At 57.9% G+C, this 14772-nt stretch carries 12 protein-coding genes and 1 pseudogene; 1 reads left to right on the forward strand and 12 read right to left on the reverse strand.

Annotated elements, in window-relative coordinates; translation table 11 throughout:
• The first annotated feature begins 20 nt into the window (after positions 1 to 20).
• On the forward strand, positions 21 to 950 hold the full coding sequence (locus tag JZ00_RS17550; RefSeq protein ID WP_039592364.1) for an AraC family transcriptional regulator: 930 nt from the start codon (positions 21 to 23) through the stop codon (positions 948 to 950).
• On the opposite strand, the pseudogene JZ00_RS30250 reads toward JZ00_RS17550, so the two are convergent.
• From JZ00_RS30250 to JZ00_RS17600, 12 genes and pseudogenes are all read right to left on the reverse strand, one after another.
• Positions 844 to 1346, reverse strand: a pseudogene (locus JZ00_RS30250) (SDR family oxidoreductase). The gene JZ00_RS17550 and the pseudogene JZ00_RS30250 overlap by 107 nt on opposite strands.
• Positions 1343 to 2500 (reverse strand): alkene reductase, encoded by a 1158-nt coding sequence (locus JZ00_RS17560; RefSeq protein ID WP_039592363.1) that lies wholly within the window; start codon positions 2498 to 2500, stop codon positions 1343 to 1345. Before JZ00_RS17560 ends, JZ00_RS30250 begins: the two are co-directional and overlap by 4 nt.
• Before the next feature lie 34 nt (positions 2501 to 2534).
• Entirely contained in the window at positions 2535 to 2747 is a 213-nt protein-coding gene (locus JZ00_RS31530) for an aldehyde dehydrogenase family protein (protein ID WP_327183713.1), read from the reverse strand.
• Positions 2723 to 3058, reverse strand: coding sequence for an aldehyde dehydrogenase family protein (locus tag JZ00_RS31535; protein ID WP_039592362.1), 336 nt, complete (start codon positions 3056 to 3058; stop codon positions 2723 to 2725). Before JZ00_RS31535 ends, JZ00_RS31530 begins: the two co-directional genes overlap by 25 nt.
• Positions 3059 to 3160: 102 nt before the next feature.
• Positions 3161 to 3844, reverse strand: coding sequence for a type 1 glutamine amidotransferase domain-containing protein (locus JZ00_RS17570; protein WP_039592361.1), 684 nt, complete (start codon positions 3842 to 3844; stop codon positions 3161 to 3163).
• Between the two features lie 322 nt (positions 3845 to 4166).
• On the reverse strand, positions 4167 to 4769 hold the full coding sequence (locus tag JZ00_RS17575; RefSeq protein WP_039592360.1) for a TetR/AcrR family transcriptional regulator: 603 nt from the start codon (positions 4767 to 4769) through the stop codon (positions 4167 to 4169).
• A gap of 443 nt (positions 4770 to 5212) precedes the next feature.
• Positions 5213 to 5353 (reverse strand): restriction endonuclease, encoded by a 141-nt coding sequence (locus JZ00_RS31795; protein WP_327183643.1) that lies wholly within the window; start codon positions 5351 to 5353, stop codon positions 5213 to 5215.
• A 7-nt stretch (positions 5354 to 5360) separates the two neighbouring features.
• Positions 5361 to 6824, reverse strand: coding sequence for a restriction endonuclease subunit S (locus JZ00_RS17580; RefSeq protein WP_039592359.1), 1464 nt, complete (start codon positions 6822 to 6824; stop codon positions 5361 to 5363).
• Positions 6817 to 8367, reverse strand: a complete 1551-nt coding sequence (locus tag JZ00_RS17585) for a class I SAM-dependent DNA methyltransferase (RefSeq protein WP_039592358.1) — start codon at positions 8365 to 8367, stop codon at positions 6817 to 6819. Before JZ00_RS17585 ends, JZ00_RS17580 begins: the two co-directional genes overlap by 8 nt.
• A gap of 66 nt (positions 8368 to 8433) precedes the next feature.
• Positions 8434 to 9945: an RNA-binding domain-containing protein gene (locus tag JZ00_RS17590; RefSeq protein ID WP_039592357.1), complete on the reverse strand. Its 1512-nt coding sequence runs from the start codon at positions 9943 to 9945 to the stop codon at positions 8434 to 8436.
• Between the two features lie 96 nt (positions 9946 to 10041).
• Positions 10042 to 13506, reverse strand: coding sequence for a type I restriction-modification system endonuclease (gene hsdR, locus JZ00_RS17595; RefSeq protein WP_039592356.1), 3465 nt, complete (start codon positions 13504 to 13506; stop codon positions 10042 to 10044).
• A 199-nt stretch (positions 13507 to 13705) separates the two neighbouring features.
• Positions 13706 to 14722, reverse strand: coding sequence for a hypothetical protein (locus JZ00_RS17600; RefSeq protein ID WP_235433098.1), 1017 nt, complete (start codon positions 14720 to 14722; stop codon positions 13706 to 13708).
• Positions 14723 to 14772 lie beyond the last annotated feature (50 nt).

A 14772-nucleotide genomic window follows, 5' to 3' on the forward strand; every position in this document is an offset into this window, starting at 1 on the left:
GCCAGCAAAAGGAGGCGTCGATGATTCAGGCCGCTACGCATATGGTGCAGTTGATGGAACAGCTCGCGCCTGTCGAGGGCTACAACCTCAGCGCGCTGGATGACATTCGGTTCCTTCGTTCGAACCGGCCACTGACGCGCACGCCGGTCCTGTACGAGCCCGGTATCGTGATCCTGTGCCAGGGGCGCAAGCGCGGCTATCTGGGCGATGACGTCTACGTGTATGACGCCCAGCACTACCTGGTGGTGTCCGTCCCTGTTCCGTTCACCATGGAGACCGACGCCAGCGCCAAGGAGCCTATGCTGGCGATCTACATGCGCCTCGATTTGCAACTGGCCAGCGAGCTGATGCTGCAAGTGGACGAAACCCTCGGCCCCAGCGATGCCCAGCCCAAAGGCATGTACGCCTCGCCCATGGACGATCCGCTGCGCAGCTCGACGTTGCGTTTCCTGGAGGCAATGAGTTATCCGGGCGACGCGCAAATTCTCGGACCGTCGCTGATACGGGAAATCTACTACCGCATCCTGACCGGCGAGCAGGGCGGTTCGATGCGCGCCGCCCTCGCTCGCCAGGGGCACTTCGGCAAGATCACGCGGGCGATCCGAAAGATCCATAGCAGCTACCACGAGCCTCTGGACGTCGAAACGCTCGCTCACGAAGCGGGCATGAGCGTGCCCAACTTTCACCTGCACTTTCGCGGTGTGACGAACTCTTCGCCCATGCAATATTTGAAATCGACACGCCTGCACCAGGCGCGCTTATTGATGTTGCGCAACACGATGAGCGCCTCGACGGCGGCGTTCAATGTTGGCTATGAAAGCGCCTCGCAATTCAGCCGCGAGTTCAAGCGGATGTTCGGGCGAACGCCTCAGGCGGAGATTGAATGGATGAGGGCAACGTATGCGTTGCCCGAAGCTTCGGGAGCGTCTGGTTATGTTTCGTCGCATTAGAACTGAATATCTCCACCGCGCCCGGTGCGATGGAGGTCACGCGAACCTTGTCGCCCAAACTAAGATTGATGATGTGCCCGCTTTCCTGCGCAAGGAAACGTGGCAGCGCCGCGGCGATGCCGTAGAGCGTGCCCTTGAGATTCACATCGATCATGGCGCCCCACTCATCGGTGTTGACCTCCGCCATGGGACGAATCGGCATCAGCCCGGCGTTGTTGACCAGCACGTCGAGCTTGCCAAAGCTATCTCGGCCACAACTGCCTCCAATTTGTCTGCTCGACGTGCGGCTACCGCCACCTTTGCGCCGCGCGCGGCCAGCAGGCGAGCTACTTCGGCACTAATACCGGTGCTGCCGCCGGTGATCAGGACGACTTTGCCTTCGATTCCATCGTTCATACGGTTACCTCTTGTTTTACGTCGGATGTGGAGGGGCTGTACCGCGGGTAGTCGATGAACCCTTGCTCTTTGCCACCATATAGGCCTGCGGCGTCCAAGGCGTTGAGCGGCCAGCCGTTGGCGATGCGCTCAGGCAAGTCAGGGTTGGCAATAAAGGGCCGGCCAAACGCAACCAGGTCAGCCAGGCCCGCCTCGACCAGGCCCGCCGCCCTAGCCGCAGTATATAAACCGGCATAGATGATTCGACCGCTGAAAGTGCTTCTCACCTCGCGACGAAACGCGTCGGGCAGGTCTGGCGCATTCGGCCAGTCTGCTTCGGCGATCGAGAGGTAGCCTATGCCTGCTCGCTCAAGCACCTTGATGGCCTCGATATAGGTCTGGTGCGGGTCTTCTTCGACAAAGCCTATGTACACGCGGTCTTCATCGGTGCTGCTGAACAGAGGCGAGAAGCGCACCCCGACGCGCTCGGGCCCGGCCACGGCGCTGACGGCTTGCACCACTTCGCGTAGGAAGCGCAGGCGGTTATGCAGCGATCCGCCATATTCATCGGTGCGTTGGTTGGCGTGAGTCGAGATGAATTGGTTGACCAAATAGCCGTTGGCCGAGTGAATCTCAATGCCATCGAAGCCGGCGCTCAATGCGTTGCGTGCGGCTTGGGCGTAGAGCTCGACCAACGTTTTGATCTCGCTGACGCTGAGCTCGCGTGGCATGGAGGGGGTGACCAATATACCAGTGCCTGGGTTGGTTTCGATGAAGGCCTTGGCCTTCTGTGCCTGGATCGCCGACGGAGCGATGGGGGCAGCGTTATGGGGTTGGAGAGCATTATGGGATACCCGGCCGACGTGCCAAAGCTGGGCGTAAATCACCCCGCCTTCAGCATGTACGGCGTCGGTCACGGTGCGCCAGCCATCAATCTGCGCCTGGTTGTAGATGCCCGGGGTCCAGGCATAACCTTTGCCGCGTGGCTCGATCTGGGTGCCTTCGCTGATGATCAGGCCGGCGCTGGCGCGTTGTTGGTAATAACGGGCCATCAGGGCCGTAGGAATGTCGCCGGGCTGTCCGCTGCGCTGGCGGGTGAGTGGCGGCATGACGATGCGGTTCTTCAGCGTGATGGAGCCCAACGTGGTGGGCTCGAACAACGAGCGATGTTCCATATTCGATTCCTTGTCGCGTCAATGTCGGGTGGGCTTACAAACCACCGAGGCGGAGGTATTTGAGGTTGAGGTATTCGTCCAGGCCGTGAGTCGAGCCCTCGCGACCGATGCCGCTGTCCTTGACCCCGCCGAAGGACGCTTCAACGGTAGTGATGACCTCGGCGTTGATGCCGATCATGCCGCTCTGCAGGTCGCGCGAGACACGGAAGGGGTGTGCCAGGTCTAGGGTGAAAAAGTACGCGGCCAGGCCGAACTGGCAGGCGTGCTGGCGAGGATATCGAGGTTGTCGCGTACCAACTGCGCCATGCGATTGAGCAGGATGGTGCGCTCTGCCGCGGTGGTCAGTGACCAGGATGTGAACGCTGCGTGTGCGGCGTCGATGGCTCGGGGTGTTTCAACGGCGCCGCCCCAAGGGATCTGGCCGATCTGGTTGTCGGTGGCCGGGTCGTTTATCGCTAAGTGTCTGGCGTCATCCGCTGCCATCCACTGGCCGTCGATGTAGTTGGCTTCTTTCAACCAACCAGCGTCTTTGATTTGCTGCAAGTTGAACGCAATCATGCGTGTCTCCAGGAACGTCAGGGCTAAACCGGCCCCTTGCCGATGGCATCGGGATGTCGTTGAGTGCGGGAGACCTTGCGCAGTCTCCCACCTAGGGTTTGATCAGGCGTTGTTCAGCAGCTCTGTCAGCACCGTTGCGGCTTCGCTGGACGAGCCGGGGTTCTGGCCGGTAATCAGCAGGCCGTCGCGAACCACGTAGGAGGCCCAGTCCGGACCTTTCGAGTACAGGCCACCGTTGGCCTTGAGCATGTCCTCGACCAAGAACGGCACGACGTGGGTCAGGCCGACTGCCTCTTCTTCGGAATTGGTGAAGCCGGCTACTCGCATGCCTTCGACCAGAGGGGCGCCGTCAGCTTTCTTCACGTGGCGCAGAACGCCCGGCGCGTGGCACACCAGGGCTGCGGGCTTGCCGGCGGCGATAAAGGACTCGATCAACTGGATCGAGATCGGGTCTTCTGCCAGGTCCCACAGCGGGCCATGGCCACCTGGGTAGAAAACCGCATCGAAATCGGCAGGCGAGACGCTGTCCAGCCGTACGGTGTTGGCGAGCAGCGCGGTGGCGACGGCATCGGTTTCGAAGCGGCGGGTCAGATCTGTCTGGAAGGACGGCTCGTTGCTCTTCGGATCGAGCGGTGGCTGGCCACCCACTGGCGACGCCAGGACGATCTCGGCCTTGGCGTCCAGGAAGGTGTAATAAGGCGCCGCCAGCTCTTCGAGCCAAAAACCGGTTTTACGGCCGGTGTCGCCAAGCGTGTCGTGGGAGGTCAGAACCATGAGAATTTTCATTTGTGCTTCCTTTTTTCAGTTGAGCCATGAGGTCACGGCAAATCGCTGTAAATTAGACCGGTCGTCTAGTTGGGTGGCGGCGAACGACCATTGGGTTGACTGGATAGAGCTGTAGTTGGTTAGGTCCAGAAGGTGAACGTGTCGCTACGGTATTGTAAATTAGACCGGTCGTCTAGAGTCTTTTTCAGATTTTATGAAAACTGTTCTTCGGGCTGTGAGGCGAGGGTAGAAAGGACAGTAGAAAGCGTTGGGGAAACTGCGGCGAGGTCTGACATGAGCAGTGCAACGCTCCGACTGGCGATGCATCGCTCATGCCAGTGAATCAGGGCAGGTTCAGAAGCTGGCGGGTCGTGGACATCGCCGTCTCGAAGGGCTGGACGCTCTTGGTAATCTTCACCATGACGCTGGCGCCGAGCCACAATTGATAAAGGTTCTGCGCAACCTCATGGGGAGTGCCGCTGATAGCCAATGAACCTTCGGCCAACCCGGACTCGATCCCACTCGCCAAGCGATCGATGATTCCCGACGTACCTCGCTTGAGCACGGCACGCATGGCCTCGGAAAGGTCCGCAACTTCCACGCCCAGTTTCACGGCCAGGCACTTGCCCTGGCAATCCTGGAAGGACTGGGTGTCTTGCCAGATGCGGAAGTAGTTCAGCAGACGCTGCGCCATCGTCAGGCCAGGCTGGCTGAGGGTCTGGTCGATCTCGTCGAGATAAGTCTCGAAATAACTCTCGAGCAGGGCCTCGCCAAACGCGTCCTTGGAGCCAAAATAGTGATAGAACGAGCCCTTGGGCACACCGGCAGTCGCCAGAATCTCGTTCAGCCCCACGGCGGTATATCCTTTGGCGGCCATGATTTTCTGGCCTACATCAAGGATGCCTTGGCGGACGTCGGATGTTTCGCGGATCTTTAGGGTGTTCATGGAGGCGATGCTAATCGTTTCTAGTCGATCGGTCTACTAGTAGGGCGCCTGGCTCATGCATCTGGTTACGTGGGTTGAGCCGTGCATTTGTGGACGCTACAGGGGGCAGTGTCTGGATTTTCATGAATTACGGTCACATAAAAAGACGTCCGTGGACGTCTTTAGATGATGAAGTGGTGGGCCGGGGTGAGCTGAAACAAACCTGTAGCTATTTGATTTTATTGACTAATAATTGATCAGGCGAATTGCTTGGGATACCAGATGGAATGCTGCGTATTCTGGTTTTCGATAAGTGGTGTTTTTTGGGCTCAGCCGAGCGACCCGTCAAAGTAATCGCTGTCGAGCCTCGGCATCTTGTAAAGCTGCGAGCTGACACCAACTTTGTGATCCAACATCAGATTGACCAAGCGTTTACCGTCGATCAGTACCAGTCCTTCGACTGATCACGCGAACTCGACCGCTTGGGCAGTGAAGCCTAAGGTGGTGATGAATACACCACGTTTGGCTTTCTGCCCTGCCAGGGAGCCATAGAGCGCCTGCAAATCGGGGCGGCCAACGGTGCTCTGCCAGCGCTTAGTCTGCACGTAGAATTTAGCCGGCCGTGGCAGACCGGCGACCGCGTTTGGCCTTGGGTGCAGCCGCGCGTTGAGCTTTGATGCGATCAAGGAGCACGCTGGCCGGTTCGTCGTTCGGGTCTTGCGGCACAAGATCGCCTCTGAACGCTTTGGCAAGGATGCTTTGGGTTAGGAGGTCGATACGTACTTGGGCGGCTTTGATACCGGCTTCCAATTGATCGGCGAAGGCGAATAGCTGTTCAATCCTGCGGACGATTTCGATTTGTTCTGCGCGTGGGGGGAGAGGAAACGGCAGGGACTGAACAGTCTTTTTGTTCAGTGCCTGCTGGTTGTTTCCCGAGCCAACACGTCGGGTCTCTTCGTAACGCTCGTAAAGATAGTAATAAAGATATTCGGATATACAGTAAGCCGAATGAACTCGGAGTGCCGCTGTGTTCTGATTGTGGCATGCCTTTATATCAAGAATAGCTGGCTGTCCACGGGTTTTACCCTGGCCGATCATTGCCAACATGACCGTTCCAGCAGGATGGATGGTCGTTGATGCGGACTTATAGCCTGCTTCTGTAATCGATTCTCTTGTTGTTTTTATACGGCAAAAAGCCACTTCGGAACTGCTTACCCAAGGGATTTCCTCTCCCCAAAATTTGGGACTTGCACGGCTCGGCGTTGCTCCAACATATACATCGAAAACTTCACCAACCTTTGCCTCTACCCACGAATTCGGTAGCGGATACCCGAGCGATCCGGGCAGCAGGTCCGCTTCTTTGTACTTCCTCCCATCCGATTGATAAGCATCAGCCCAAGCTTTTTTTAGTTCATCAGGAAGGATAGGGCTCACGCTCGGGTTAAGCGCACGCCACCCCTCCGTCAATTTGCCAGACACGGCGGAGGCTAGGACGGATTGCCGGAAGCGTTTGAGCAGTGCGGGGATGCCGTCGATACGGGCTTTCAGGGTATCGACTTGAGCCAGCAGTTCGTCGAGCTTGGCGGCGATGCGGGTTTGTTCAGCGGTTGGTGCTAGCCGGAACGGTAAGGTCTTAGCCGTTGCGCCAGAAATTTCTTTAAAGGTTGTGCCTGTTCCAAGGCTATCTGCCAGCTGTCGAATACTTTTCAGGTAATAAAAAGCGTAGCTAGGGTTAATATCATGAGACAAAACGAAGCTTTTGAAGCCCTGATTGGTCGCGATTTCATTCGCAGCCACTGCCACATAGCCAATAGGCGCGCGACTGCTGAACAGCAGACTGCCTTTTGGCATCAGTTTGGCAGAGCAAGACTTATATCCCTGCGAAGTTAGGTCTCGTGCGCCGAAGGTAATTTCTTTTCGCTTGTAACCACTGAGATCGGCCGGTGTAAGCCAAGCGATACCTTCGCCGGGAGCAGTGAAATTTTCGACGTCATTCGCGTTTGGCGTACCTCCACCTATGACTTCAGCAATTTCACCGATCTCTACATCAATCCAGGTGCTCGGCAACTTACTCATCGCCACTCTCCTGAGCTACCACCAACCCCATCACCTCAGCCATCAACTGCTTCTGCGCCATCACTTCATCCCCCGCCCCCAGTGCCTTCATCAGCTCTTCCAGCTCATGCAGCGCCTCGGTCAGTTCAGCCATTGCCTCACCGGCCAGTACTTCTGGAGCGGGCAGATCGGCAGCATCCAGGCTGCTGTCGTCCTTTAGCCAACTGATATCCAGCGATTCACTCCGCTCGTTGCGGATGTAATTGCGGGTAAAGCAGCGGAAGCGGCTGTTTTCACCGATACCTTCGACGTTCTCGGATCGTGGGCTTTCGCCGTCGGGTGTGTCGCCATAGGCATCTTCGAACGGTTTGAGGTGAGTGGCGCCGAAAGGGGTACGCTTGCCAAAGCTAGGCATATTGCTACGCAGGTCATAGATCCAAACACGCTTGGTGCAGCCTTCCTCCTGACGCGGATTTTCCACGGTGCCCTTCTGGAAAAACAGCACGTTGGTCTTCACACCCTGAGCATAGAAAATACCGGTAGGCAGACGCAGGATCGTGTGCAGGTTGCACTTCTCCATCAGATCGCGACGTACGTCGGTGCCGACGCCAGCCTCGAACAGCACGTTATCCGGCAGCACCACGGCGGCACGCCCACCGGGTTTGAGGCCACGATAGATGTGCTGGAGGAAGGCCAACTGCTTGTTGCTGGTGTGGTAGGTGAGGTCGTCGCGTGTCGGGCCGCCGCCGCCCTTGGCGGTACCGAACGGCGGGTTGGAAAGGATGATGTCGACTTTAGGCAGGCTGGCGCCGGTCTGGCCGAGGGCGTTGCCCAGGTGCACCACACCTTCCTCATCGCCTTCCATGCCATGCAGCAAGGTGTTCATCAACGCCAGTCGACGAGTGCCAGGCACCAGTTCTACGCCGATAAAGGCACGATTGCGCTGGAAGGCTTGTGCCTTCGCGTCCAGGTCGTAGTGGTCATCGGTTTGGCTTTTGATGTAGGCGTCAGCTGCAATCAAAAAACCTGCAGTCCCGGCGGCCGGATCCTGAATGGTCTCCCCCGGCTGCGGTTTTATGCAGCGGATAATGCTGTCGATTAGCGGACGCGGGGTGAAATACTGGCCAGCACCGGACTTGGTCTCGCTGGCGTTCTTTTCCAGCAAGCCCTCATAGAGATCGCCCAGCCCGTCCTCGCGGGCGCTGAACCAGTCGATGCCGTCCAGGCTCTTGATCAGCTGTTCGAGGTGACGCGGTTGCTGAAGGCGGGTCTGGGCGTCGGCATAGATAGCAGCGATCAGCGGGTCCGGGTTTTTGCCAAGGTCCAACAGCATCTGCCGGTAGTGATCGAGCAGGGTCACGCCGGACTTGCCAGCCAGGTCTGGCCAGCGCGCGCCTTCGGGCAGTTTGTGGCCGAAGTTCTCGTTGTTCTGAACCTGTTCGTATTCCATCTTGATGAACAGCAGCAGCACGAGCTCGGTGACGTAGTCGCTGTAGTTGATGCCGTCGTCACGGAGGACGTCGCAGAGGTTCCAGAGTTTCTGAACGATATCGGAGTTGGTCATGGGGTACCTGTGGCGAAATGTGTAAAGCGCCAGATTGCGCTGGTGCAAAAAAGTGGTTGTCTGGGCTCAGTCGTCTGAGGAACGTTGTTCAGCCTTTAGCACACGGCCGGCCGCAGTCAGGCGGTAGCGTTGTTTGCTGCTGTTGGGCTTGTCCGGAATGGTCATCTCGACCACGCCAAGCGCCAGTAATGGGGCCAAAACCTGCTCGCGGAACTTGCTACGGTTGCTGCGCCCGACGAAGGTCATCAGTTCTGGCGCAGAGTGATCGCCTGCCATCCTGTACAGCAGCGTTAACTGCTCTTGCTGCAAAGGCAGGCGAGTATCGACCTGTTGTCCTTCGACAGCGGACTCGGTCCCTACTTGGTCCCTACTTAGGCCCGACTTAGTCCCTACTTGGTCCCCGCTTGGGCCCGAAAGAGGCCCTTTTTCAATGGCGCGCTCAATCACCACCTTGAACTGATCACTCTGCCGGTCGTCCTCCAGCCGGATCATTGGCCACGCATCGATAGCGCGCGGGATGCCGGTGCCCAAACCGCGATAGGGGAGAATGTGCACAGCGTGGGAGGTGAGCGTCGGGTTACGGCGGTTGGACAGGCCGAATCGGATTTTCTCGGTATCGAGCACGTCAGGCAGGTGCCCAGGGCTGATCAATTCGATGCGGTCGGCGAAGATCATGATCCGGATGGAGGCGCTGACAAAGTAATCACGGTGGATCAGGGCATTGACCAGCAGCTCTTCGAACACTTCCTCCGGCACTTCCAGCTGGCCGAGGGAATTGAAGCCCTGCTGGCGTTGCACATGGCGCAGGTTACGTTTGATGAAGGCGAGGCTGCGGCGGTATTGCTCCGGCAGGTTGCCGTCGATGTCTTCGCTGTCGAGGTAGTGGCGGTCATGCAGCACCGTACCCGGAAACGCCACCGCTTTGATGTCGAACGCAGGGCACAGTCGTTGTGGCGTTCTGCCGAAGAGCAACAAACCGGCCAAGTTAGGTATGCCGCCGCTGGCGAGGCCGAGGTTTTCCAGGATTTGGATGGTTTCCAAACCTGCTTGCTCGGGGCTTTGCCGAAAACGATGTTGGAAGTAATCGCCCAGCGCCTGAGTGTCGATATCCGTCACGCTGCAGCCCGCGACCGGTACTGCATCGGCGCGCACCAGCCCGGCTTGCTGGAATAAACGCTGTAGCTCTTCGCGCGCCGTGACCCGGCGTTTATCGGCCCCGTTCTTGACCCAGATGCGACCCTGGTTGTCGACGTAGGGTTTGTTCAGTCCTTGTTCGACTGTCACCACCATGACCAGTCCGTGCTCGGTCTGAAGGTTACTGGATAATGGATTGATCGCCGGGCGGACATTCTGTGAGGCCGCGTTGGAGAGCAACTGATTAAGTCGCGCAACGTCGATGCTACCCAGCCCGCTAAACTCCCCTGAGTCCTCTACGCCAATTATCAGATAGCCACCCGACGTATTGGCGAACGCCACCAACTCGGCTGCCAAGGCATCGATATTGTTGAAATCACGCTTGAACTGATGGCGACTGTCCTCACCACGTGCAAGGATCTGATGAAGCTCGGCAAGGGTCATTAAACTTCTCTAGGTGTTGCGGTCGATAAATCGGTAGCAGGAGGCATTATTCCTCATGAAGGAGGGCGGTGGCCAATCCGACAGTCCGGATCGGCCTCACCCCGTTTGTGCCCAGAGGTTATCATTCAGGGCATCTAGCACCGCGGCGAGGTTGCCGCCGAGCATCTTGTCCAGCCGCTTGCTGCCGCCATCATTTCTGAACGCTTCACCAATCTGCTTCTCGTCAATAACCACTTCGTGCACCAGTTGTCTGGAAAGGCGGTCCAGCCACTTACGCTGGACTTGAGTCCATGGGTGCAGGGCGTAAATAGTCTCCATCGCTTTGGTTACGCGCTGTTCGAATGGCAGCAGCGCCCCCCCGAGGGCTGCGCGGCGGATGAAGCCGACGATGCTGGCCGCGATCTCCTGGTTGGTCTGGTTACGCCAGGCGCTTTGCAGGTTCACCTCGCTGTAACCATGGCCGTCGAGCAACAAGCGCACTTCGCGCAGTTGTTCGCGGGTGAGATCTTGCGGGCGGTTGACCACTACCCCCAGGGCCACCGACTGGTTCAGCTGATTCCTGACGAAGTCATTGAAGCTTTCCAGATAGTCGGCGGGCTTATGGTAATCGCCGTAGTTCTGCTCACGGGTCATCAGTTCGTCCGTGTGGGTGGAGATCACCGGGTAGTTCAGCGACCCCAGCAGGGCATTCACCGTGGCGAGCTGGTTGAGCAATTGAGCATGCTGTTGAATGAACTGGGCCGCTTGCTGCGGACCGAGCTTGTGCAGGTGCTGGTGCAGTTTGTCGGGGGCTACGCCCCAGATATCTTCCAGTTCAGCGAGCTTGTCCTTGAGGATTTGCTTCTGCTCGGCTTTATGGGTGGCTTTGCGCAGGATGCGCATGACCCGCTGGCTCAGTTGGTCCAAAACGTCGTGGGCATGGCTGGTGTCTGGCAGGTTGCCCGGAGCATCGAGGCTGGCCGGGTTGGTCAGTTCACTGACCAGTTGTTCCAGGCTGATGTTCGGGTCCTTCACCAGCGGCTTCATTGTATCGACTGGTTCGAGCGCTGCGTACAGATCAACGGGATCGTAGATCTTGAAGACCGTCTTGCCAATGTCATCGCAGCGGCGAGTCGCGCGGCCCTTCATCTGTTCGTAGAGAATGCGCGAACGCACCCGGCGCATGAACACCAAGTGGCAGATGCGCGGCACGTCGATACCGGTGGTCAACAAGTCGACCGTGATGGCAATGCTCGGGTAGCGCTCGTTCTTGTACTGGCGGATCAGTTGTTTGACCTTGTCACTCTGCCCAGTGATGATTTGTACAGCCGCCTGGTTGTAATCCTCGTCGTGAACGTTCTTGAAGGCTTCGTCCAGGAGGGTTTTCACCCGCTCGGCATGCGCCTGGTTGACGCAGAAGATCATCGTTTTTTCGTCGCCCAACGGGTCGAGCTCTTGTGCCAGTTGCTCGCAGATGACCTTGTCGAAACCGGGAGTAATTACGCGACGATTGAAGGACTCGATTTCGAAGTCGAGTTCGTCCTCGAGTTCGGCGACATCCACTTCGCCAGTGCTCGTATCGATGACGCTGACGCTCTCGCCCTTCGCAAAGTGAATGCCGTTATCACTCAGTTGGGTCTTGTAGCGGATGGGCGGTTCATGATCGATCAACCAGTCGTCAGCCACGGCCTCACGATAGCTATAGGTGAATATCGGGGCACCGAAGACTTCACTGGTGTGCTTGGCTGGCGTGGCTGTGAGGCCGATGCGGCAGGCGTCGAAGTAATCGAGCACGCGGCGATACTGCGACAGGTATTGGTTGAAGTCGCGCACCGTCAGCTCGCCCTCAGTCATTTCCTGGTCGAGGGTGTAACCGCGGTGGGCTTCGTCGACGATGATGCAGTCAAAGGCATCGATGGGCGGCGGAGTGTCTGACTGGAAGATGCGCATGACCATGGCCTGCACAGTGGCGACCTGGACCCGTGTTTCTGCTTCGGCAGCCATGTCGCCGAGTTCTTTGATGTTGTAGATTTGCGCCAACGTGTGGCTCTTTTCCAGCGTCGCTTCGTTGAAGGCTTCGATGGCCTGCTGCCCGAGGGCGCTGCGATCTACGAGGAAAAGAATACGGCGAAAGCGCTCGGCCTTCAGCAAGCGGTACATCAGGCCAATGATTGTGCGCGTTTTGCCGGTCCCTGTGGCCATGGCCAGCAGGCATTGGCGGCGATTGGCCGCCAGCGCTTGCTCGACGGCGCGGATGGCGTTCTCCTGATAGCCCCGAAGCTTGAGATAGCCGAAGCCTTCCTGTTTTAGCATCGCTTCGGCGTCTTCAGTGTTGCGCTTGAGCAGGTCGAGCAGGCCGTCTGGTGTGTGGAAGTCCTGCAACGGCCGGCGCAGATTGGCCGGGCTGCGCAAGTCGCGGAACCAAATGCCGGACAGCTCGGCGAGTTGTTTAATGTAGGGACGACCATTGCAGGCGAACGCGAACGGGACTTTGAAGTGGTCGCCCTGGCCGTCGGCCCAGCCCTCGCTCTGCCCGGCCGGTTGCAGATCGTTTGTCACGATCAACTGGCGTGAATAGCGCTCGGCTTGGGAGATGCGGTCGGCTATGTTGACGCGCTTACGCTTGGCTTCGACTATGGCAACCGGCATGAGGCCAGCGAATAGCACGTAATCAGCGTTCTCTTTCGCTTTGCTGGTTGGCCATTCGGCGATGGCCTTGTTTTTGCCCTTTTCGGGCCGAGCGCCGTTGCTGTAGGTCAGGTCGAGTGAATCGGCCTCCCAGCCCGCATCGTTCAACTGTTGATCGATAAGGATACGGGTGAGGTCTTCGTTGAGGTCGAACTGGCTGCTGGCTTGCTGAGTCTTGCGCGTGACCTGCTGGACAGCTTTGGGCTGATCCTCAAGTTGTTGCTGCAGCACTTTCAGCCGCGCTTCGAAATCGACTCGGGCTTTGGATAGCTCTGCCTCGCGCTCCAGAGCAATCTGCTCGTAGATACGCGCTTCCTCGTTCATCTGTCCGGCGAGACTGGCTTGCTCTTGCTTTTCTTGCGCCAATAGCTCGGCTAACTGGTGGTTGCTCTCGAGTTGCTGACGACTGTCGCCCAGCTCTGCACGAAGTTTTTCGATCTGTCCCTGCAGCTCACGCAGAGGCTCACTCGGATCCACCGGCACCATGAAAGGCCCGGCCTTGAAGGCGCTGCCGCCCTTGCCGAATGACTGGTGGTACCAGATCGCCAAGGCGCGAGCGACCCGCAGCCCATCCAGTGCTTCGCGATGCAGGGTGCGGAATTCGTGGGTGGCCTTGTTGCCTTCGACCCGCAGCGTATGGAACAGGTTGCGGATGTTGCCGTCGAGCTGGATTTCACGGCTCAGGCGATACAGCAGGTCAGCTTGGGACGTGGTGGCGTCGAACTCAATGCCTGCTCTTACCGCCAGATCCTGGGCGAGCGCTTCGCCCAACTGTCGCAGTTTGATCAGCGTCGTGTTGGGGTCACTGGAAAAAACTCGCTCGGCCGTATTGGCAAGTTGAAAAAAGACCGGATCGTGTTCTTTGAAGAAGGCGAAGTTGCTGCTCTCTGCCATGTTCCATCCTTGAGTGAGTCACCGGCCATCCCGAGAGTGCCGACGCAATGAGGGCATAATGCCATGCGAAGCGTGGTACGTGTATTACAGTGTGTGCTTACGAGCGCTTGGAAAAACAGCCCCGCGTGGTGACAGGGCTCTTCTGCATTTTATGCAACTGCGTCGATAACCATCACAGATCGTCGGTGAGCTCGCAAAGCTAGTCCCCTGTGTATCCTTCATCCTCGCAAGGCTCCCAATAAAACGTAAACAGCACCAACTGCGCCACCGGCTCATAGAACATCATGATCAGATCCGCCCCCCAGCTCTGGTAATGATGTGCGGGTACGCTCGCCACGTGATGAAACGGGTGTCCAGCGGGGCTGCACGGGTATCCTGCTGTTACTCCGTTCTCCTGGCGTTCCGCATAACCAAGCGAAAGACTGGAAACCGGAAATTTCGAGTAGTCCGCCACACCACCAATCTGCTCGACAAACGTCATCTGCTCAACGTCGTACAGGGGGACCCCATCGACTAACGCTGATGGGAAGAACAGGCGCCCCGAGTTCCGATAAAGCTTTTTGGCCGCTTCATAGGCCGTTTTCTGATCCGCGTACATTTCGAGCAGGTTCGCGCGCGCCTCCACATACGGGTCGGCTAAATACTGGTTGTCCGGATGCAGGAAGAAATAGCGCGGGTCGCCCATCAGACGATACTGCCCCTGCTCGACCTTGAAACCAATCCAGTTGGTATGCACGAGCGGAGAATGCCACCAGGTGTCCTCCGTCGCTTGACCCACGAAGTGATGTTCTGACGGCTCCATGGGACCCAGCATGGTCAGATATCCGGACCACTCAGGATTGACCACACTGAGGTCGATGCTAAAGAACGGTTGCAAGTGCTCGATGAGCTCCGCGTGTTCGGGCACGAATACCGTCTCGGGGTCTGGGAACGGGTACAGCCCATACGGTACCTCGGTGTAATCCGGCCAGCGTCGCTCAACCTCACGAAGCACATCTGTGAACTCAAGGGCTTTGTGCAACCCTTTCCTGTAGTCGTTCAGCAGGGCTTGTGCCACACCAAAATGTTCCGAACTAAGCTGTCCCAGATCATCTGCGGACACTACGTGCCTGTAAGGGGCACGCATCGACCGCACGATCGATCGTAAACATTTCGCGGAGGCACTGTGGTCGTTGACGAGCACGTCCTTGTATCTGAGAAAGGCGGATTCGCTCATTTGTTGTCGTCCTTACTACATGTCCGTGAGTGCCCCCCATATTTTTGCCG

The sequence above is a fragment of the Pseudomonas frederiksbergensis genome, from assembly GCF_000802155.2.
GTDB lineage: Bacteria > Pseudomonadota > Gammaproteobacteria > Pseudomonadales > Pseudomonadaceae > Aquipseudomonas > Aquipseudomonas frederiksbergensis_A.